Raw genomic sequence first — 16,347 nt, 5'->3', positions numbered from 1 at the left:
GCTGCCTGGCCGGGAGCCATTGCCTTGACCAATCCCGAATCCCCAATCCCCAATCCCGATCAAGAACTGGCCATCTCGGTCCGCGGCCTGCTCAACCGCTTCGGCACCCAGACCGTGCACGAAGACCTGGACCTGGACGTGCGCCGCGGCGAGATCCTCGGCGTGGTCGGCGGCTCGGGCACCGGCAAGTCGGTGCTGATGCGCAGCATCCTCGGCCTGCGCGAGCCCGATGCCGGCCACATCCGCGTGCTCGGCGTGGACACCGACTCCCGGCGCCGCGAAGACCGCCTGCACGTGGAGCGCAATACCGGCGTGCTGTTCCAGGACGGCGCGCTGTTCTCCTCGCTGAGCGTGGGCGAAAACGTGCAGGTGCCGCTGAAGGAGCACTTCGGCGAACTGCCCGACAGCTGGCATTACGAACTGGCGCTGCTGAAGGTGAAGCTGGCCGGACTGCCGGCCGATGCGATCAACAAGCTGCCCTCGCAGCTGTCCGGCGGCATGCGCAAGCGCGCCGGGCTGGCGCGCGCGCTGGCGCTGGACCCGCCGCTGCTGTTCCTGGACGAACCCACCGCCGGGCTGGACCCGATCGGCGCGGCCGCCTTCGACCGCCTGATCCGCACCCTGCAGGAAGCGCTGGGGCTGACCGTGTTCCTCATCACCCACGACCTGGACACCTTGTACGCTATCTGCGACCGCGTGGCGGTGCTGGCCGACCGCAAGGTCATCGCCACCGCGCCGCTGGCCGAGATCGAGCAGGTCGACCACCCCTGGATCCAGGACTATTTCCACGGCCCGCGCGCGCGCGCGGCGCGCGACGCCAAAACCGCCTGGACCGAGACCCACTGAGCCATGGAAACCAAAGCCAACTACGTCCTGATCGGCGCCTTCACCATCGTGGCCGGGCTGGCCTTGCTGCTGTTCGGGCTGTGGGCCGCCAAGTATTCGTCCGACCGCACCTGGCAGGAATACCGGGTGGTGTTCCGCGAGGCGGTGACCGGCCTGTCGGTGGGCAGCCCGGTGCAGTACAACGGCATCGCGGTCGGCTCGATCACCGAACTGACCCTGGCGCCGAACGATCCGCGCCAGGTGGTGGCGCGGGTGCGGCTGAATTCGACCACGCCGATCAAGAGCGACACCCGCGCCAAACTGGGCATCACCAGCCTGACCGGGCCGTCGATCATCCAGCTCTCCGGCGGCACCCCGGAGGCGCCGTCGCTGACCTCCATCGACGCCAGCGACGCGCCGATCATCCAGACCACGCCGTCGGCGCTGCAGAACATCACCGACACCGCCAACCGCATCGTCGAGCGCCTGGACGAAGTGCTCAGCGACCGCAACGTGGCCAGCATCACCGCCACCCTGCACAACCTGGAAACGATCAGCGGCTCGCTGGCCGACCGCGACGAAGGCATGCAATCGCTGATCCTCAGCGCGCGCGATGCCGCGCGCAATCTCGACGTGACCCTGAAGACCACCAACGGCACCATCCAGCGCCTGGACCAGAACCTGGTGCAGCAGCTGCCGCCGATCCTGGACAAGCTGGAAAGCACGCTGAGCAAGCTCGATTCGGCGTCCGGCAACGCCGACAAGATCCTGGGCGAGAACCGCGCGGCGATCAACAGCTTCGCCAACGACGGCCTGGGCCAGCTCGGCCCGACCCTGACCGAACTGCGCGGGCTGATCCGCGACCTGCGCCGGGTCAGCGACCGCCTGGACAACAACCCCGCGCGCTACCTGCTCGGCCGCGACGCCCCGAAGGAGTTCAAACCCAAATGAAGCCGACGCGCGCCCTCCTGCTGCTCGCCCTTCCGGCCCTACTGCTCGCTGGCTGCTCCGCGCTGACCGGCGGCAGCAAGGATCCGGTGACGATCTACGCGCCCAACGTGCGCGTCGCGCCGGATCCGTCATGGCCGCAGGTAACCTGGCAGTTGGCGATCGCCAAGCCCAGCGCCGCGCGGGTGGTCGACAGCCCGCGCATCGCAGTGCGCCCCACCCCGGACGAACTGCAGGTCTACAGCGGCGTCAGCTGGGCGCAGCCGGCCACCGACATGCTGGAGGACACCCTGGTCCGCGCGTTCGAGGATTCCGGCCGCATTCCCGGCGTGGCCCGGCTCGGCACCGGCATCCGCGCCGACTACAAGCTGTTGCTGGACCTGCGCCGCTTCGAATCCGACTACGCCGGCCACGACGTGCCATCGGCCACGATCGAGCTCAACGCCAAGTTGCTGTACACGCCCGACCAGCGCGTGGTCGCCTCGCGCACCTTCCTCGCCGCGCAACCGGCGGCCAGCACCGCGCAGGCGCAGGTCGCCGACGCCTTCAGCCAGGCGCTGTCGCAGGTGACCGGCGATGTGGTCGGCTGGACCCTGCAGCAGGGCCAGGCCGACGCAGCCACGGCCCTGGCACCGGTGCCGAAGGTCGCACCGGCACCGCGCCGCTGATCCGAAGCCCCTCTCCCACCGGGAGAGGGGTTGGGGTGAGGGTACGGCGCGAAGCGTCTAGCAGAGTTGGGTGGCACCAGGCTGCGCCCGTACCCTCATCCGCCCCTTCGGGGCACCTTCTCCCGATGGGAGAAGGGAACGTCTGCCCCTCTCCCACCGGGAGAGGGGTTGGGGTGAGGGTACGGCGCGAAAGCGTCTCGCGGAGTTTGGGGGCACCAGGCTGCGCCCGTACCCTCATCCGCCCCTTCGGGGCACCTTCTCCCGATGGGAGAAGGGAACGTCTAGCCCCTCTCCCACCGGGAGAGGGGTTGGGGTGAGGGTGCGGCGCGAAGCGTCTCGCGGAGTTCGGGTGCACCAGGCTGCGCCCTACCCTCATCCGCCCCTTCGGGGCACCTTCTCCCGATGGGAGAAGGGAACGTCTAGCCCCTCTCCCACCCGGAGAGGGGTTGGGGTGAGGGTACGGCGCGAAAGCGACTCGCGGAGTTGGATGCACCAGGCTTCGCCCATACCCGCATCCGCCCCATCGGGGCACCTTCCCCGGAAAAGGGGGCCATGCTCCCGAGGGGTGAAAGGAATTCGTGGCCGCTAAGGCGCTGCGATTTTCCGAAACGTCAGATTGATCCGCTCGCCGACCGATTTTGCAGTCCGCGGCAAGGCATGCCGGTACAGGCGCTGGGTCTCCCCGCCCATCAACAGCAAGCCACCGGCGCTCAGTTCCAGCGCCTGGCGCAGCGCCGGCTCCTGGCGATGGCGCAGCACGAAGCGGCGTGTGGCGCCCAGGCTCAGCGAGGCGATCAGCGGACGCGCGCCCAATTCCTTTTCGTCGTCGCTGTGCCAGCCCATCGCGTCGCGGCCATCGCGATAGCGGTTGGCGAGCACGCTGTTGAACGCGACTCCGGTCTCCGCGGCCAGCCGTTCGCGCAACGGCTGCAACGCCGGCGGCCACGGATGCGGCGCGAAGCGGGTACCGGAATAGCGGTAGCTCGCCTCCGGGTCGCCGATCCAGCAGCTCAGCCGCGGCGAATCCACCATCCGCCCGAACAGGCGGATGCGGTGAACCTCCCAGGCCACCCCGGCCAGCAGGTGCGCCAACAGCGCCGCCGCCTCGGCCGGGGCGAGCCAGCCGGGCAGCCAGCGGACGTCGGCGCCGGGCAGATCGAGTTGCATCGCGCCACGCTAGCATGCCGGCCGGCACCATACGCCAGCGTGCGGAATTTGCCCCGTCACGCACAAAGCCTGAAAATGCAGACAGCCAGATCGAGCCAACGGGAGCGGACCAGATGACGGAATTGGAGGGCGGCGCCAGCGCGCCGGAGCCAGTGGAACGCGACGTCATGGAATACGACGTGGTCACCGTCGGCGCGGGTCCGGCCGGGCTGGCGTTCGCGATCCGGCTCAAGCAGCTCAACCCGGACATCTCGGTCTGCGTGATCGAGAAGGCCAGCACGGTCGGTGCGCAGATCCTGTCCGGCGCGGTGATCGAACCGGCGCCGCTGGACGCGCTGCTGCCCGGCTGGCGCGACAGCCCGCCGCCGATCTGCGTGCCCGCCGGCGAAGACGAGTTCTGGCACCTGAGCAAGGACGGCGGGCGCAAGTTCCCGATCGTGCCGCCGGGCATGCGTAACCACGGCAACTTCATCGTCAGCCTCGGCGCGCTGTGCGCGTGGCTGGCGCCGCAGGCCGAGGCGCTGGGCGTGGAAATCTATCCCGGCTTCGCCGCCGCCGAGACCCTGCATGCCGACGACGGCACGGTGCTCGGCGTGCGCATCGGCGACATGGGCGTGGCCAAGGACGGGTCGCACAAGCCCGGCTACACCCCCGGCATCGATATCCGCGCCAAGGTCACGGTGCTGGCCGAAGGCGCGCGCGGGCACCTGACCAAGCGCCTGGTCAAGCGCTTCGCGCTGGACGCCGACAGCGACCCGCAGGCCTATTCGATCGGCATCAAGGAACTGTGGCAGCTGCCGGAAGGCCGCGTGGTGCCCGGCAAGATCGTGCATACCCTGGGCTGGCCGGCGGACAACGCCACCTATGCCGGCAGCTTCCTGTACCACCTGGAGAACAACCAGGTGGCGCTGGGCTACGTCAGCGGCCTGGACTACCACGACCCGGAATACCGGCCGTGGGAAGCGTTCCAGCAGTGGAAGAACCACCCGCTGATGAAGCCGCTGCTGGAAGGCGGCACCATCCTGTCGGCCGGCGCCCGCGCCATCGCCAGCGGCGGCTGGCAGTCGTTGCCGAAGGTGGAGATGCCCGGCGCGCTGCTGATCGGCGACAGCGCCGGCCTGCTCAACGTGCCCAAGATCAAGGGCACCCACCAGGCGATCCGCAGCGGCATGCTCGCCGCCGAACACCTTGCCGCCGGCGTGGCGCTGAACCCGGCCGGCTTCGACGCGCGGCTGCGCGGCTCGGAGGTGATGGCCGAACTGCGCCAGGTGCGCAACATCAAGCCCGGTTTCAAGAAGGGCATGTGGTTCGGCCTGCTCAACGGCGCCTGGGAGACCCTGGTCAAGGGCGCCTCGCCGTGGACGCTGAAGGTGACCGCCGACTGGTCGTCGCTGGACCGGCTGGGCGAACACGAACAGCCCAAGCGCGACTACGTGCAGCGCGACCTGGCGCCGCGCGACCGCCTGCAGGCCGTGTACTTCGCCGCCACCGAACACGACGAAGACCAGCCCGTGCACCTGCAGGTGCTGGACCCGCAGATCTGCGTGACCCGCTGCACCGAGGAATACGGCAACCCCTGCACCCGTTTCTGCCCCGCCGCGGTGTACGAGATCGTCGACGACGCGGCCGGCAAGCGCCTGCAGATCAACGCCGCCAACTGCGTGCACTGCAAGACCTGCGACATCAAGGACCCCTACGAAATCATCAACTGGGTCACGCCGGAAGGCGGCTCCGGGCCGAACTACCAGAACCTGTGAGCCACACGCTTCCGACACGATGCTCCTGTTGCGCCGCCGCCGCGTTCTTCGCCACGTGACATCGCGATGAGAGCCCGCTGGCGCAAGGCCGGGTTTGCCGCGCGTGCGGCCGTCGAGCGGCACGGCGGCGGCTGGCGTGGCCTGGTCGCGGTTGCCGAGCGCAGCTGGAAGGTCCTGCGAGCGCTGGGCCTTGCCGGTTTCGTGCGGCGCCTGCGCAATGCCGCGCACGCGCAAACGTCGGCACCTCCGCCATCGGATGTCGCGTTTCCCGCGCCGACGCCGATCGAGCGCGTGCAACTGCGCGTGGGCGTGATGGCCCACGTTTTTTACCCCGACCTGCTGGGTGAATTGGCGCAGGCGCTGACCGCCATGCCGGTGCCGTACGTGCTGATGGTGTCGGTCATCGACGCCGACGCGCAGGCCGCGGCCCAACAGCGCCTGTCGTCGTTGCCCAACCTGCAGACGCTGCACGTGCGCAAGGTCACCAATCGTGGCCGCGACCTGGCGCCGTTGATCGTGACGTTCCGCGAGGACATCCTCGCGCTCGACGTCGTGGCGCACTGGCATAGCAAAAAATCGCTGTATACCGGCAACGAGCGCCAGGATTGGCGCAACTACCTGACCGCGTCCCTGTTCGGTTCGGCGCAGCGGATCGGCTGGATTCTGGGCATGTTCGCCGCCGAACCGCGGCTGGGCATCGTGTATCCGGAAAGCTTCGCCGGCGTGCCGCTGTGGGCGCATACGTGGCTGAGCAACCTGCAGGCCTGCCGCGAACTGGGCCAGCGACTGGGCGTCGGCATCGATGCGACGGCCTACATCGATTTCCCGGCCGGCTCGATGTTCTGGGCGCGCGTGGAGGCATTGCGGCCGATCTACGCACTGGGCTTGAACCTGCACGACTTCCCGGAAGAGCGCGGCCAGATCGACGGGACGCTGCAGCATGCCCTGGAGCGGATGTTCGTGGCGGTGGCGCGCCAGCACGGGCTGCTGGCCGGCATTCTGCCAGCGGACGGAACGCTCGCGCTGAGCACGGAAGGAAGCCGCAACTGGATGCAGGCCTTCCAGATGCCGTTGGCCACGCGCGTGGCGCTCTCGGCGATCGACGCAAACGTGGTATCGCTGGACGTGTTCGACACCCTGGTGACGCGCCCCTTCCTGACCCCCGCCGGCGCGCGCGCCTATCTCGCCCATCTGGCCGCCGAAACGCTGGGCGTCGCCGACTTCGCCATGTTGCGCGAGCGTGCCGAAGGGCGCGCGCGCGCAACGGCCGGGCGCGATGTCGACCTGGACGCCATCTATGCCGCGATGGCGCACCTCGCGGAGGCGAAAGACCTTCCCCTGCACGCCCTGCAGGAACTCGAACTGGATACCGAAGCGCGCCTGTTGCGGCCGCGTCAGGCGCTGGTCGCCGCTGCCGCCGCGCTCGCCGGCAACGGCCGGCGCCTGGTCGCCGTGTCGGACATGTACCTGGACAGCGCCGACCTGCAAAGGGTGCTGCCATCGGCAGTGCGCGGACTGCCGCAAGCCTGGTACGTGTCTTGCGAAACCGGCTGGCGCAAGGACGACGACCAGGCCTGGGAACGGCTGCCGGCGCGCGAAGGCGTGGCGGCGCGGCAGTGGCTGCACGTCGGCGACAACGAACAGGCGGATATCCAGCGCCCGCAGATGCATGGCTATCTCACGCCCGTGCATGTGCTGCGGCCAGCGGCCTTGCTCGACGTGGTCCCGGCGTTGCGCCCGTTGCGGCCTGCCGCCGGCGCATCCAGTCCCTGGCAGGATCAGTTGTGGCTGGGCCTGCTCAGTGGCCACCTGGCGGATCTGGCCGATGCCCGGCCGGAGCAGTTCGGCCACCGCCTGCGCCTGGAGTCGCCGACCTCGCTCGGCTACCTGGTCTTCGGCCCGTTGCTCGCCGACTACCTGCTGTGGCTGTCGCGCGTGGCGCTGTCGCGCGGCATCGGCCAGATCCTGTTCCTGAGCCGGGAAGGCTATCTGCTGCAAAAGGCGTTTGCGCAGCTCCAGGCGGCATGTCCGCCGCTGGCCGCGCTGCGCGGCCGCTATCTGCTGGCCTCGCGCCGCGGCACCGGCGTGCCGACGCTGCGCGAGGCCAGCGACCTGGAGGCATTGCTCGGCAGTACCTATACCGGCAGCCTGCAGGATCTGCTGCAGGCACGGCTCGGCACTGCAGCGACACGCGCGATCGCAGCGCAGCTCGGCGCCGCAGACATGCGCGGCATGGTGATGCTGCCGGAGATGCGCACCGCTTTGCTGCAAAAACTGGCGCCTGCGATGCCGGCGCTGCTCGACGTCGCCGCAGTCGAACGCGAAGGCTATCTGCGTTACTGGCGCGCCACGGTCGAGGACGCGCCAGCCATGGTGGCGGACCTGGGCTACGCAGGCACCATCCAGGCGCAACTGGGCAGGTTGACCGGAACCGCGCTGGGCGGCGGCTATTTCGCGGTGAACGACGGCATCGCGCAGGTCCAGGCCAGCGGCTGGGCCGAAGCCCGCTACTTCGATGGCCGCAACGCGGATGCGGAAACCTCGGCGATCCTGCAACACGACCTGCTGCTGGAAACCTTCCTGACCGCACCGGACGGCCAGTTCTCGCACTTCGCGTTGCGCGACGATGGCAAGGTCGAACCCGTCTTCGCCGACAACGAACTGGATCCCACGCACTTCGCCACGGTCGCCGCAGTCCAGCAAGGCGCGCTCGATTTCGTCGCCGACCTTTGCGCCGTCGGCGGCAGCGAGACCTGGCAATTCACGTTCGACCGGGCATTGATCCAGGCGCCATTGCGCTGCCTGGGCGAGGGCCGCTGGCAGGCCGGCGACTGGGCGCGAGGCCTGGCGGTCGGCGACGCGTTCACTGGCCGCGGCCGGGTCGCCGTGACCATCTGAGCGGCGTCCGCGCCGCGGTAGCGTCAGGCTCTGCGGAAAGCGACCCCGGTCTTGGCAACCAGTTCCGCTTCGTCCACGCCGTCGGCCGCCTCGACCAGCACCAGGCCCTCCGCGCTCACGTCGAACACCGCCAGGTCGGTGATGATGCGGTCGACCACGCCCACGCCGGTCAGCGGCAGGTCGCACTCGGGCAGCAGCTTGTGGCTGCCGTCCTTGGCCACGTGCTCCATCAGCACCACCACGCGCTTGACCCCGGCGACCAGGTCCATCGCCCCGCCCATGCCCTTGACCATCTTGCCGGGCACCATCCAGTTGGCCAGGTCGCCGCGCGCGCTGACCTGCATCGCGCCGAGGATCGCCAGGTCGATATGCCCGCCGCGGATCATCGCGAAGGAATCGTGGCTGCCGAAATAGCTGGCGCCGGCGCGGGCGGTGACGGTCTGCTTGCCGGCATTGATCAGGTCGGCGTCGACTTCGTCCTCGCTCGGGAACGGGCCGATCCCGAGCAGGCCGTTCTCCGACTGCAGCCACACGTCCACGCCCTCGGGGATGTGGTTGGCGACCAGGGTCGGCAGGCCGATGCCCAGGTTCACGTAGGCGCCATCGGTGAGTTCGCGGGCGGCGCGCTGCGCCATTTCGTCGCGGGTCCAGGCCATGTCAGGCGTCCTTCTGGCGCAGGGTGCGCTGTTCGATGCGTTTCTCGGGATGCGGGTTGTGCACGATACGATCGACGTAGATGCCGGGCAGATGCACCTGGTCCGGATCGATGCTGCCGGTCTCGACGACCTCCTCGACCTCGGCGATGCAGACCTTGCCGGCCATCGCGCAGGCCGGGTTGAAGTTGCGCGCGGTCTTGCGGAACACAAGGTTGCCGGCCGCGTCGGCCTTCCAGGCCTTGACCAGGGCCACGTCGGCCTGCAGCGCGGTCTCCAGCACGTAGTGCTTGCCGTCAAATTCGCGCGTCTCCTTGCCCTCGGCGACGATGGTGCCGTAGCCGGTGGCGGTGAAGAACGCGGGAATGCCGGCGCCGCCGGCGCGCAGGCGCTCGGCCAGGGTGCCCTGCGGATTGAACTCCAGCTCCAGCTCGCCGGCCAGGTACTGGCGCTCGAATTCCTTGTTCTCGCCGACGTAGGACGAGATCATCTTGCGGATCTGCCGGGTCGCCAGCAGCTGGCCCAGGCCGAACCCGTCGACCCCGGCGTTGTTGGAGATCACGGTCAGGCCGTTCGCGCCGGAATCGCGCAACGCCGCGATCAGCGCCTCGGGAATGCCGCACAGGCCGAAACCGCCGACCGCCAGGGTCTGGCCGTCCGCCACCACGTCGGCTAGCGCCGTGGCCGCGTCGGGGAAAAGCTTGCCGCGTCGCCCGGTCACCCGGGTGGAGGTATCGCCCATTGGCCCGCATCCGCATTGGAAGTAGACAGATAGTCTAGCCGCTCGCCGGCCGCGGCCCGCTGCGCACTGCCGCAATGACCGATTAAGGGCCGGAACGTTACACTCCAGGTTCCCCCATGCAAGGTCCCTCCCCTATGTCGCTTCCCGCATTCAAGGCCTACGACATCCGCGGTCGCGTTCCCGACGAACTGAACGAGGACCTGGCCCGCCGCATCGGCGTGGCATTGGCGGGGCAATTGGAGAGCGGGCCGGTGGTGGTGGGCCACGACGTGCGCCTGGCCAGCCAGGGGCTGCAGGACGCGCTGTCGGCCGGCCTGCGCGCCAGCGGCCGCGAAGTCATCGACATCGGCCTGTGCGGCACCGAGGAAGTGTATTTCCAGACCGACCACCTGCAGGCCGCCGGCGGGGTGATGGTCACCGCCAGCCACAACCCGATGGACTACAACGGGATGAAGCTGGTGCGCGAGAATGCGCGCCCGATCAGCTCCGATACCGGCCTGTTCGCGATCCGCGACACCGTGGCCGCCGACACTGCGCCGGCCGGCACGCCGACCGCGGCCGAGCACAGCCGCACGGACAAGTCCGCCTATATCGCGCACCTGCTGAGCTACATCGACATCGGCTCGCTCAAGCCGCTGAAGCTGGTGGTCAACGCCGGCAACGGCGGCGCCGGCGCCATCGTCGATCTGCTGGCGCCGCACCTGCCGTTCGAGTTCGTGCGCGTGTTCCACGAGCCGGACGGCCACTTCCCCAACGGCATCCCCAATCCGCTGCTGCCCGAGAACCGCGAGGCCACCGCCAAGGCGGTCAAGGAACACGGCGCGGACTTCGGCATCGCCTGGGACGGCGATTTCGACCGCTGCTTCTTCTTCGACGAGAACGGCCGCTTCATCGAAGGCTATTACCTGGTCGGCCTGCTCGCGCAGGCGATCCTGGCCAAGCAGCCGGGCGGCAAGGTCGTGCACGACCCGCGCCTTACCTGGAACACGATCGAGATGGTGGAAGATGCCGGCGGCGTGCCGGTGCTGTGCAAGAGCGGGCATGCCTTCATCAAGGAGAAGATGCGCAGCGAAAACGCCGTGTACGGCGGCGAGATGAGCGCGCACCACTATTTCCGCGAGTTCGCCTACGCCGACTCGGGCATGATCCCGTGGCTGCTGATCGCCGAACTGGTGTCGCAGTCGGGCCGTTCGCTGGCCGACCTGGTCGAGGCGCGCATGCAGAAGTTCCCGTGCAGCGGCGAGATCAACTTCAAGGTCGCCGATGCCAAGGCCGCGGTGGCGCGGGTGATGGAGCATTTCGCCACGCACGCGCCGGCGCTGGACTATACCGACGGCATCAGCGCCGAATTCGCCGACTGGCGCTTCAACCTGCGCAGCTCCAATACCGAACCGCTGTTGCGCCTGAACGTGGAAACGCGTGGCGATGCGGCATTGCTGGAAGCGCGCACGCAGGAAATTTCCGACCTGCTGCGCGACTGATCTCCCCTCCCCCCAGACGCACTATGGAGTTCCCCCGCCCATGAGCGACGTCCTACCCATCATCCTGTCCGGCGGTTCCGGCACCCGGCTCTGGCCGTTGTCGCGCGAGTCCTATCCGAAACAGTTCCTGCCGCTGGTCGGCGAACACAGCATGCTGCAGGCCACGTGGTTGCGCGCGGCACCCGTGGCCGGGCACGCGCCGATCGTGGTCGCCAACGAAGAGCACCGCTTCGTCGCCGCCGAGCAATTGCAGCAGATCGGCGTGAAGCCGCAGTCGATCCTGCTCGAACCCAAGGGCCGCAATACCGCCCCGGCGATCGCCGTGGCGGCGCTGGAGGCCACCCGCAACGGCGCCGATCCGCTGCTGCTGGTCCTGCCCTCCGACCACGTGATCCGCGATGAAGCGGCCTTCCAGGCCGCGGTACGCGCGGCCGCCGCCGCCGCCGAGCAGGGCAAGCTGGTCACCTTCGGGATCAAGCCGACCGCGCCGGAAACCGGCTACGGCTACATCAAGGCCGGCGCCGGCAACGGCGTCAGCGCGGTCGAGCGCTTCGTCGAGAAGCCGGACCTGGCCACCGCGCAGGGCTACCTGGCTTCGGGCGAGTACTACTGGAATAGCGGCATGTTCCTGTTCCGCGCCTCGCGCTACCTGGAAGAGCTGCGCCGCTTCCAGCCGGCGATCGCCGACGCCTGCAGCAAGGCCTGGGAAGCGTCCAAGCGCGACGCCGATTTCACCCGCCTGGACAAGGACGCCTTCGCCGCCAGCCCGTCGGACTCGATCGACTACGCGGTGATGGAGAAGACCGCCGATGCGGTGGTGGTACCGCTCGACGCCGGCTGGAACGACGTCGGCTCCTGGTCGGCCCTGCTCGAAGTCTCGCCGCAGGACGCGCAGGGCAATGCGCACCACGGCGACGTGATCGAGATCGATTGCCGCAACACCTACGCCTACGGTTCGCGGCTGATCGCGATGGTCGGGCTGCAGGACGTGGTGGTGGTGGAGACCGACGACGCGGTGCTGGTCGGGCACCGCGAGCGGATCCAGGAGGTCAAGGAGATCGTGGCCAGGATCAAGGCCAGCGGCCGCTCCGAAGCCACCTGGCACCGCAAGGTGTATCGCCCGTGGGGCGCCTACGATTCGATCGACAACGGCCAGCGTTTCCAGGTCAAGCGCATCACCGTCAAGCCTGGCGCCACGCTGAGCCTGCAGATGCACCACCACCGCGCCGAGCACTGGATCGTGGTCAGCGGCACCGCCGAGGTCACCCGTGGCGAGGAAGTGCTGCTGCTCACCGAGAACCAGAGTACCTACATCCCGCTGGGCGTGACCCATCGCCTGAAGAACCCGGGCAAGCTGCCGCTGGAACTGATCGAGGTGCAGTCCGGCAGTTACCTGGGCGAGGACGACATCGTGCGCTTCGAGGATACCTACGGCCGCACTTGAGTCCTGCCGCAGCGAAACAAAAAAAGCCGGGTCGATGCCCGGCTTTTTTCGTTTCCGCCTTTCAGGTCGACATGCGCCGCGCTATGCGGACTGCGGCGCATGCGCGGCCAGTTCGCCGATCACTTGGCGCAGGCCATCGCGCCACTGCGGCAACACCAGCGAGAAATCGCGCTGCAGCCTGGAGATGTCCAGCCGCGAATACGCCGGACGCTTGGCCGGCGTCGGATACTCGGCCGTGGCGATCGGCAGCACGCGCGGCGCGCGCGCCAGCAGGCCTGCGACGAGCGCCTCTTCGAAGATCGCCTCGGCGAAGCCGTGCCAGGTGGTCTCGCCGGCAGCGGTCAGGTGCCAGGTGCCAGATTGCGCGGCAGCGCGCTGCTCAAGGACGTGCGCGGTGACGTCGGCGATCAACGCTGCCGGCGTCGGCGTGCCCACTTGGTCTGCGACCACGCGCAATTCGTCGCGTTCGGCGCCGACGCGCAGCATGGTGCGCAGGAAGTTGCTGCCGTGCGCGGCGTAGACCCAGGCGGTACGGAAGATCAGGTGCTGCGCGCCGGAAGCGCGGATCGCGTCTTCGCCGGCGAGCTTGGTCGCGCCGTACACGCCCAACGGCGCCGTCGGCGCGTCCTCCGGATACGGGCGGGTGCCCTGGCCGTCGAACACGTAGTCGGTGGAGTAATGCACCATCGGCACGCCATGCGCCGCACACCATGCGGCAATCGCGGCCGGCGCCTCGGCATTGGCGCGCAGCGCGGCGTCTCGGTCCTGCTCGGCGCGATCCACTGCGGTATAGGCGGCCGCATTGACCACGGCCGTCGGCTGCAGCCGGTCCAGCAAGGCGCCCAGCGTCTGCGGCTGATCGAAGTCGGCTGTTTCGCAGGCGCTGCCGTCGGGCAGGCGGCCGCTGCGCGTGGTCGCCAGCACCGGCCCGCGCCCAGCCAGCGCGCGCAACAGCTCCTGGCCGACCTGGCCGTTGGCGCCGAACACCAGCGTGGTCACGGCGCGTACACCGGCAGGCGGTCTTCGGCGATGTCGGCCAGGAACGGCGCCACCGCATCCTTGGCCGACAGCACCGGCTGGCTGATCGGCCAGTCCACGCCGATCGCCGCGTCGTCCCAGCGCACGCCGGCGTCGGCTTCCTTCACGTACACGTCGGTGCACAGATAGCTGAACACCGCGCGCTCGGACAGCACCGCGAAGCCATGCGCGAAACCTTCCGGGATCCAGAACTGTTTCTTGTTCTCCGCACTCAGCACCACCGCCGCCCAGCGACCGAAGTGCGGCGAGCCGCGGCGGATGTCCACGGCGACGTCGTAGACCTCGCCTTCCAGCACGCTGACCAGCTTGCCCTGCGGGCGCGGCCACTGATAGTGCAGCCCGCGCAGCACGCCCTTGGCCGAGGTCGAGACGTTGCTCTGCACGAAGCGGGTGGGCAGCCCATGCTGGCCGAACCGCTCGGCGTTCCAGGTCTCGAAGAAATAGCCGCGTTCGTCGCCGAACACCGCCGGCTCGATCACCACGCAGCCGGGCAGATTGGTTTCAATCACTTTCACGGAACGATTCCTCGGACAGCCAGTTCATGCAAGTATTTGCCATAGTCGTTCTTCAACAGCGGCGCGGCGAGTTTCTCCAGCTGCGCGGCATCGATCCAGCCCTGGCCGAACGCGATCTCTTCCGGGCAGCACACCTGCAAGCCCTGTCGCGACTGGATGGTCTCGATGAAGTTGGAGGCCTCGTGCAGCGACTGATGCGTGCCCGTATCCAGCCAGGCGTAGCCGCGGCCCAGCGGTTCCAGGTGCAGTTCGCCCGCCTCCAGGTAACGCCGGTTGAGATCGGTGATTTCCAGCTCCCCGCGCGGCGAGGGCTTCAACGCGGCCGCGTGCTCGCTGGCCTGGCCGTCGTAGAAATACAGGCCGGTGACCGCATAGTTGGAGCGCGGCTGGGCCGGCTTTTCGGCGATGTCGATGACCTTGCCGGCCTGGTCGAACTCGGCCACGCCATAGCGCTCCGGATCGTTGACCCAATAGCCGAACACGGTGGCGCCGTGCTGCCGCGCGTCGGCGCGGCGCAGGGTCTCGGTCAGGCCATGGCCGTGGAAGATGTTGTCGCCCAGCACCAGGCAGCTCGGCTTGCCGTCGATGAACTCGCGGCCGATCAGGTAGGCCTGCGCCAACCCGTCCGGACTCGGCTGCACCGCGTACTCCAGGCGCATGCCCCACTGCGAACCGTCGCCCAGCAGCGCGCGGAACAAGGCCTGCTCGTGCGGGGTGTTGATGATCAGCACCTCGCGGATGCCGGCCAGCATCAGCACGCTGAGCGGGTAGTAGATCATCGGCTTGTCGTACACCGGCAGCAGCTGCTTGCTGACGCCCTTGGTGATCGGATACAGCCGGGTGCCGGAGCCGCCGGCCAGGATGATGCCTTTGCGTTGGGTCATGAGGTGCTTCCTAGGAAGTCCGCACATCGATGTGCGGGCTCTTGCGAGGGACTCGCGTTATGCCGCCGTGCCGATGCGTTCCAGCCGGTAGCTGCCGTCGAGCACGCCCTGCACCCAGGCCTGGTTGGCCAGGTACCAGTCCACGGTGATGGCGATGCCCTGCTCGAAGCTGTACTGCGGCTCCCAGCCCAGCTCGTTCTTCAGCTTGGACGCATCGATCGCGTAGCGCCGGTCGTGGCCGGGGCGGTCGGCGACATGGGTGATCTGGCTGGCGCGCGGCTGGCCGTCGGCGCGCGGGCGGCGCGCATCGAGCAGCGCGCAGATCGCCTGCACCACCTCGATGTTCTGCTTCTCGGAGTTGCCGCCGACGTTGTAGGTCTCGCCGACCCGGCCCTTGGCCAGCACGGTGCGGATCGCCGCGCAATGGTCGCCGACGAACAGCCAGTCGCGCACCTGCTTGCCGTCGCCGTAGACCGGCAGCGGCTCGCCGGCCAGCGCCTTGGCGATCACCAGCGGCACCAGCTTTTCCGGGAAGTGGTACGGGCCGTAGTTGTTGGAGCAGTTGGTGGTCAGCACCGGCAGGCCGTAGGTGTGGTGGAACGCGCGCACCAGGTGGTCGGAAGCGGCCTTGGAGGCCGAGTACGGCGAATTGGGCGCGTACGGCGTGGTCTCGGAGAACTTGCCGGTCTCGCCCAGGGTGCCGTAGACCTCGTCGGTGGACACGTGCAGGAAGCGGAACGCGGCGCGCGGCCCGTCCGGCAGCGCCTTCCAGTGGTCGCGCACCGCTTCCAGCAGGCCCAGGGTGCCGACCACGTTGGTCTGGATGAAGGCGCCGGGGCCGTCGATCGAGCGGTCCACATGGCTCTCGGCGGCGAAGTTCAGCACCGCGTCGGGCTGGTGCTCGCGCAGCAGTTGCGCCACCAGATCGCGGTCGCCGATGTCGCCCTGCACGAAGACGTGGTCGGGATTGCCCTCCAGCGTCGCCAACGTGTTCAGATTGCCGGCATAGGTCAATGCGTCCAGATTGATCACGCGCACCCCGCGCGACACCGCTTCCAGTACGAAATTGCCGCCGATGAAGCCGGCACCGCCGGTTACTAGCCATGTAGCCACTGTCACGTCTCCTGGTCGGCGCTGCGAGGCGCGCCGCTGCTCAAACCGCACAGGATATACGCTTTGCCGGGGATGGTCGCCTGCGCCTGCCGGGCCGGGCCGGGTTCAGACTGAGGCAGCCGCCTCCGACCGCCACCATACGCCCTCGCATGGTCCATCGCCGCCGGTTAGAATCCACCGACTGCCCCGTGCCAGCCGCCGCGGCCGGGCCTTC

Annotated in this window: 14 protein-coding genes; 7 read left to right on the top strand and 7 right to left on the bottom strand. The window is 68.7% G+C overall.

What is annotated here, in order from left to right; translation table 11 throughout:
* The first annotated feature begins 24 nt into the window (after positions 1 to 24).
* From H9658_RS11425 to H9658_RS11415, 3 genes are read left to right on the top strand one after another with little or no spacing between them, the layout of a single operon-like run.
* Positions 25 to 846 (top strand): ABC transporter ATP-binding protein, encoded by an 822-nt coding sequence (locus tag H9658_RS11425; RefSeq protein ID WP_179568567.1) that lies wholly within the window; start codon positions 25 to 27, stop codon positions 844 to 846.
* Positions 847 to 849: 3 nt separating this feature from the next.
* Positions 850 to 1,776: an MlaD family protein gene (locus tag H9658_RS11420; protein WP_191825433.1), complete on the top strand. Its 927-nt coding sequence runs from the start codon at positions 850 to 852 to the stop codon at positions 1,774 to 1,776.
* Positions 1,773 to 2,441, top strand: a complete 669-nt coding sequence (locus H9658_RS11415) for an ABC-type transport auxiliary lipoprotein family protein (protein WP_191825432.1) — start codon at positions 1,773 to 1,775, stop codon at positions 2,439 to 2,441. Before H9658_RS11420 ends, H9658_RS11415 begins: the two co-directional genes overlap by 4 nt.
* Before the next feature lie 585 nt (positions 2,442 to 3,026).
* Here the strand turns inward: H9658_RS11415 and H9658_RS11410 are convergent.
* A complete protein-coding gene (locus H9658_RS11410; RefSeq protein WP_191825431.1) occupies positions 3,027 to 3,608 on the bottom strand; it encodes an alpha-ketoglutarate-dependent dioxygenase AlkB family protein in 582 nt (193 codons plus the stop codon).
* A gap of 113 nt (positions 3,609 to 3,721) precedes the next feature.
* Between H9658_RS11410 and H9658_RS11405 the strand changes: the two genes are divergently transcribed.
* Together H9658_RS11405 and H9658_RS11400 are read left to right on the top strand one after the other, a co-directional pair.
* Positions 3,722 to 5,365 carry an electron transfer flavoprotein-ubiquinone oxidoreductase gene (locus tag H9658_RS11405; RefSeq protein ID WP_191825430.1) on the top strand — a complete coding sequence of 548 codons (1,644 nt, stop codon included), beginning with the start codon at positions 3,722 to 3,724 and terminating at the stop codon, positions 5,363 to 5,365.
* Positions 5,366 to 5,431: 66 nt separating this feature from the next.
* Positions 5,432 to 8,263, top strand: coding sequence for a rhamnan synthesis F family protein (locus tag H9658_RS11400; RefSeq protein ID WP_191825429.1), 2,832 nt, complete (start codon positions 5,432 to 5,434; stop codon positions 8,261 to 8,263).
* A 23-nt stretch (positions 8,264 to 8,286) separates the two neighbouring features.
* On the opposite strand, the gene H9658_RS11395 is transcribed toward H9658_RS11400, so the two are convergent.
* Together H9658_RS11395 and H9658_RS11390 are read right to left on the bottom strand one after the other, a co-directional pair.
* Positions 8,287 to 8,919, bottom strand: a complete 633-nt coding sequence (locus H9658_RS11395; protein ID WP_191825428.1) for a CoA transferase subunit B — start codon at positions 8,917 to 8,919, stop codon at positions 8,287 to 8,289.
* 1 nt (position 8,920) lies between these two features.
* On the bottom strand, positions 8,921 to 9,658 hold the full coding sequence (locus H9658_RS11390) for a CoA transferase subunit A (protein WP_191825427.1): 738 nt from the start codon (positions 9,656 to 9,658) through the stop codon (positions 8,921 to 8,923).
* 134 nt (positions 9,659 to 9,792) lie between these two features.
* Here H9658_RS11390 and H9658_RS11385 point away from each other — a divergent pair, with 134 nt between their 5' ends.
* Positions 9,793 to 11,139: a phosphohexomutase domain-containing protein gene (locus H9658_RS11385; RefSeq protein WP_191825426.1), complete on the top strand. Its 1,347-nt coding sequence runs from the start codon at positions 9,793 to 9,795 to the stop codon at positions 11,137 to 11,139.
* 40 nt (positions 11,140 to 11,179) lie between these two features.
* Positions 11,180 to 12,583 carry a mannose-1-phosphate guanylyltransferase/mannose-6-phosphate isomerase gene (locus tag H9658_RS11380; protein ID WP_179568585.1) on the top strand — a complete coding sequence of 468 codons (1,404 nt, stop codon included), beginning with the start codon at positions 11,180 to 11,182 and terminating at the stop codon, positions 12,581 to 12,583.
* Positions 12,584 to 12,664: 81 nt separating this feature from the next.
* Here H9658_RS11380 and rfbD read toward each other — a convergent pair whose 3' ends face one another.
* From rfbD to rfbB, 4 genes are read right to left on the bottom strand one after another with little or no spacing between them, the layout of a single operon-like run.
* Positions 12,665 to 13,582, bottom strand: coding sequence for a dTDP-4-dehydrorhamnose reductase (gene rfbD, locus H9658_RS11375; RefSeq protein ID WP_191825425.1), 918 nt, complete (start codon positions 13,580 to 13,582; stop codon positions 12,665 to 12,667).
* Entirely contained in the window at positions 13,579 to 14,136 is a 558-nt protein-coding gene (gene rfbC, locus H9658_RS11370) for a dTDP-4-dehydrorhamnose 3,5-epimerase (RefSeq protein WP_179568589.1), read from the bottom strand. Before rfbC ends, rfbD begins: the two co-directional genes overlap by 4 nt.
* Complete coding sequence (rfbA, locus tag H9658_RS11365; protein ID WP_179568591.1) at positions 14,133 to 15,020, bottom strand: glucose-1-phosphate thymidylyltransferase RfbA; 888 nt, start codon at positions 15,018 to 15,020, stop codon at positions 14,133 to 14,135. Before rfbA ends, rfbC begins: the two co-directional genes overlap by 4 nt.
* A 57-nt stretch (positions 15,021 to 15,077) precedes the next feature.
* On the bottom strand, positions 15,078 to 16,133 hold the full coding sequence (gene rfbB / locus H9658_RS11360) for a dTDP-glucose 4,6-dehydratase (protein WP_191825424.1): 1,056 nt from the start codon (positions 16,131 to 16,133) through the stop codon (positions 15,078 to 15,080).
* Between the last annotated feature and the right edge of the window lie 214 nt (positions 16,134 to 16,347).

Origin of the sequence: Xanthomonas bonasiae, from assembly GCF_014836395.1 — a bacterium.
Classification (GTDB): Bacteria; Pseudomonadota; Gammaproteobacteria; order Xanthomonadales; family Xanthomonadaceae; genus Xanthomonas_A; species Xanthomonas_A bonasiae.
Note: the sequence above shows the minus strand (reverse complement) of the source record. Positions and strands in the feature narration are given on the sequence as shown.

Coding starts and splice junctions, on each gene's coding strand:
- H9658_RS11390 (WP_191825427.1), bottom strand. CDS start 9,658: ATGGGCGATACCTCCACCCGGGTGACCGGGCGACGCGGCAAGCTTTTC.
- H9658_RS11400 (WP_191825429.1), top strand. CDS start 5,432: ATGAGAGCCCGCTGGCGCAAGGCCGGGTTTGCCGCGCGTGCGGCCGTC.
- H9658_RS11420 (WP_191825433.1), top strand. CDS start 850: ATGGAAACCAAAGCCAACTACGTCCTGATCGGCGCCTTCACCATCGTG.
- rfbA (WP_179568591.1), bottom strand. CDS start 15,020: ATGACCCAACGCAAAGGCATCATCCTGGCCGGCGGCTCCGGCACCCGG.
- H9658_RS11415 (WP_191825432.1), top strand. CDS start 1,773: ATGAAGCCGACGCGCGCCCTCCTGCTGCTCGCCCTTCCGGCCCTACTG.
- H9658_RS11410 (WP_191825431.1), bottom strand. CDS start 3,608: ATGCAACTCGATCTGCCCGGCGCCGACGTCCGCTGGCTGCCCGGCTGG.
- H9658_RS11395 (WP_191825428.1), bottom strand. CDS start 8,919: ATGGCCTGGACCCGCGACGAAATGGCGCAGCGCGCCGCCCGCGAACTC.
- H9658_RS11380 (WP_179568585.1), top strand. CDS start 11,180: ATGAGCGACGTCCTACCCATCATCCTGTCCGGCGGTTCCGGCACCCGG.
- H9658_RS11405 (WP_191825430.1), top strand. CDS start 3,722: ATGACGGAATTGGAGGGCGGCGCCAGCGCGCCGGAGCCAGTGGAACGC.
- H9658_RS11385 (WP_191825426.1), top strand. CDS start 9,793: ATGTCGCTTCCCGCATTCAAGGCCTACGACATCCGCGGTCGCGTTCCC.